4 protein-coding genes are annotated in these 3,102 nt (G+C 60.1%); all 4 read left to right on the top strand.

Going from position 1 to position 3,102, the window contains the following annotated elements:
• A partial coding sequence (locus JZX88_RS25970; protein ID WP_206915181.1) for a TolC family protein occupies positions 1–909 on the top strand: 909 nt, incomplete at its 5' end.
• A gap of 14 nt (positions 910–923) precedes the next feature.
• The gene (locus JZX88_RS25975; RefSeq protein WP_206915182.1) at positions 924–2,282 is read left to right on the top strand and encodes a multicopper oxidase family protein; all 1,359 of its coding nucleotides are present in this window, start codon (positions 924–926) and stop codon (positions 2,280–2,282) included.
• Between the two features lie 35 nt (positions 2,283–2,317).
• A complete protein-coding gene (locus JZX88_RS25980; protein ID WP_110758976.1) occupies positions 2,318–2,797 on the top strand; it encodes a plastocyanin/azurin family copper-binding protein in 480 nt (159 codons plus the stop codon).
• Positions 2,798–2,817: 20 nt separating this feature from the next.
• On the top strand, positions 2,818–3,102 hold the full coding sequence (locus JZX88_RS25985) for a copper-binding protein (protein WP_065116661.1): 285 nt from the start codon (positions 2,818–2,820) through the stop codon (positions 3,100–3,102).

Genomic DNA, 3,102 nt, shown 5'->3' on the forward strand with positions numbered 1-3,102 from the left:
GCCTGGGAAAACGTCGCCTATCTCAATCAGGCGAAGGTTGCGGCCGACGCCTCTTCGGAACTTGCGAAAAAGATCGGTGAAGCGGGTTCGATGCCCAAGGCCAATCAGGCCCGCGAGCATGTGTTTTATGCGGAACTGACGGGAGAAACGGCAAAGGCGCGACTGGCAGCGAAACTCGCCAAGGAAGAGCTGATCCGGCTGATGGGCCTTTCCGGCACGGACGCCGAGTTCCAGATACCGAACCGGCTTCCTTCCCTGCCGAAGACCCTGATAGCGCGCAACGATATCGAGGCGGAAGCAATTCACAAACGCATGGATTTGCAGGTCGCCCGCCTCGAATTGCAGGCAACCGCACAATCCTATCGCCTGGAAGACGCCACCCGCATCGTCACCGATATCGAGCTGGCCGGAAACTGGGAGAAGGAACGCGAGCGCGAGGACGGCGCCACCCGTTCGGACATTGCAAGAACCGGTTCGCTGTCCTTCACGATCCCGATCTTCGATTCCGGGCAGGCGCGTCTGCGCAAGGGCGAACTCGCCTATATGCGGGCGGCCAACCAGCTGGCCGGGCTGGCCGTCGACATCCGTTCGCAGGCCCGTTCCGCCCATCTGGCCTACAGGTCGAATTACGACATTGCCCGTCACTACCGCAACAATGTCCTGCCCCTGCGCAGCGCGATCGAGGAGCAATCGCTGCTGTCCTATAACGGCATGATTACCAGCACCTTCGAGCTGATCGCCGATACCCGCGAAAAAGTCGAATCCACCATCCTCGCAGTCAACGCCAAGCGCGACTTCTGGTTGGCCGAAGCCAACCTTGCCCCCGTCATCTATGGCGGAAGCACCGGCAGTGCCGCGGCCGAAACCGAAGTCGCGACGTCCGAAGCCCCGGCTGGCGGCGGTCATTGAGAAAGGAAACGGGAATGTTCAGCAGAAGACAATTGCTTGGAGCAGGCGCCGCCGGCGCGGCGCTCATCTCCTCCAAAACCTGGGCGCAGACGTCCAATATGGGCCTGCCGGAGGCAGCCAGCATGGAGGGTGCCGCGACCCAGACACCCACCCGCCCCTCAACCGGCCCGGATTACAACCCGGTCGTCACCCTCAACGGATGGACCCTGCCCTTCCGGATGAACAATGGCGTGAAGGAGTTCCACCTCGTCGCCGAACCGGTGGAACGCGAGATGGCCGAGGGCATGACCGCCTATCTGTGGGGTTACAACGGCCAGTCCCCCGGTCCGACCATCGAGGCTGTGGAGGGTGACCGGGTGCGTATCTTCGTCACCAACAAATTGCCCGAACATACGACGGTTCACTGGCACGGCATGATCCTGCCTTCGGGCATGGACGGTGTCGGCGGCCTGTCGCAGCCGCATATTCCGGTTGGCAAAACCTTCGTTTACGAGTTCGATCTCGTGAAATCCGGCACTTTCATGTACCACCCGCATTCCGACGAAATGGTGCAGATGGCCATGGGGATGATGGGCTTCTTCGTCGTGCATCCCAAGGACCCGGCGTTCATGCCGGTGGACCGGGACTTCGTGTTCCTGCTCAGCGCCTTCGACATCGACCCGGGAACTTACGTGCCCCGTGTCATGGAGATGACCGATTTTAATCTCTGGACCTGGAACAGCCGGGTCTTTCCCGGCATCGATCCGCTGGTCGTGTCGAAAAACGACAGGGTGCGGGTGCGGGTCGGCAACCTGACCATGACCAACCATCCGATCCACATGCATGGTTACGACTTCGAGGTCACCTGCACCGATGGCGGCTGGGTGCGGCCCGAGGCGCGCTGGCCGGAAGTCAGCATCGACATTCCCGTCGGCGCGATGCGCGCTTACGAGTTCGACGCCAAATATGAGGGCGACTGGGCGATCCATTGCCACAAGTCGCACCACACCATGAACGCCATGGGTCACGAAATCCCGACATTCATCGGTGTCGACAAAAAGGAAGTCGCCAAGAAAATCCGGCAGATTCGCCCCGAATACATGCCGATGGGCACCGCCGGCATGGCTGACATGGCCGAAATGTCGATGGAGATACCCGAAAACACCGTGCCCATGATGACCGGTTGGGGTCCGCACGGCCCCATCGAAATGGGCGGCATGTTCTCGGTGGTGAAGGTCCGCGAAGGTATCTCCGCGGGCGATTACGCCGACCCGGGCTGGTATGAAAACCCACCCGGCACACAGGCCTTTGAGTGGGCGGGCAACCTGCCCGACGCGCCGAAAGCCAAAGATGCAAGCACACAGCCACCCTCTGCCCATTCCAACCACGGCTGACCGTCAATCCTCCCAAACGAAAAAAGGAAAACAACATGAACACTGCAATTCTTGGCCTTGTGCTGGCAGCACTTGCGACCCCCGCTCTGGCGGCCGGCAGCCATGCCGGCGGACACAGCGAGGTCATGGCCGTCGGCGAACCCGGCGACGCCACGAAAGTCACCCAGACCATCCGCGTCAGCATGAAAGAGACGCCGGATGGCAAGATGATCTTCACGCCCAACAACTTCAAGGTCCGCAAGGATCAGACCATCCGCTTCACCGTCAAGAACGAAGGCGAGCTCGATCATGAATTCGTTCTCGACGAAGAAGCGAAGGTCATGGAGCACAAGGCGCTGATGGAGAAATTCCCCGAGATGGAACATGCCGATCCGAACGCCATCCGTCTGGCGCCCGGCAAGACAGGAGAAATCGTCTGGAGGTTCACCAATGACGGCGTCTTCAAGGTCGCCTGCCTTGTGCCCGGACATTACGACGCCGGCATGCACGGCGATGTCACCGTTGCCAAAAAGTAAGCAAACAAGGAAACCGATCCATGAAAACAATCATCAACACCACCCTCGCCGCAGCCCTCTTTCTCGCCTCTGCCGCCGGCGCCTTCGCGCAGGAATTCACCGCCGGCACGGTGAAGAAACTCGATACCAAGGCCAAAAAGGTCACGCTTATCCATGAGGAACTGAAAAATCTGGACATGCCGGCAATGACCATGGTCTTCGACGTCAAGGACGAAGCCATGCTGGCGAAATTGCAGGAAGGCGCGAAAGTGCAATTCGTCGCCGAGCGGGTGAACGGCAAGCTGACCGTGACGCAGCTGAAATAA

This window comes from Agrobacterium sp. OT33 (assembly GCF_017313365.1).
Lineage (GTDB): Bacteria > Pseudomonadota > Alphaproteobacteria > Rhizobiales > Rhizobiaceae > Agrobacterium > Agrobacterium rhizogenes_A.

Excerpts from the sequence above, each read along its gene's own strand:
- JZX88_RS25975 (WP_206915182.1), top strand. The coding sequence starts at position 924 with ATGTTCAGCAGAAGACAATTGCTTGGAGCAGGCGCCGCCGGCGCGGCG.
- JZX88_RS25980 (WP_110758976.1), top strand. The coding sequence starts at position 2,318 with ATGAACACTGCAATTCTTGGCCTTGTGCTGGCAGCACTTGCGACCCCC.
- JZX88_RS25985 (WP_065116661.1), top strand. The coding sequence starts at position 2,818 with ATGAAAACAATCATCAACACCACCCTCGCCGCAGCCCTCTTTCTCGCC.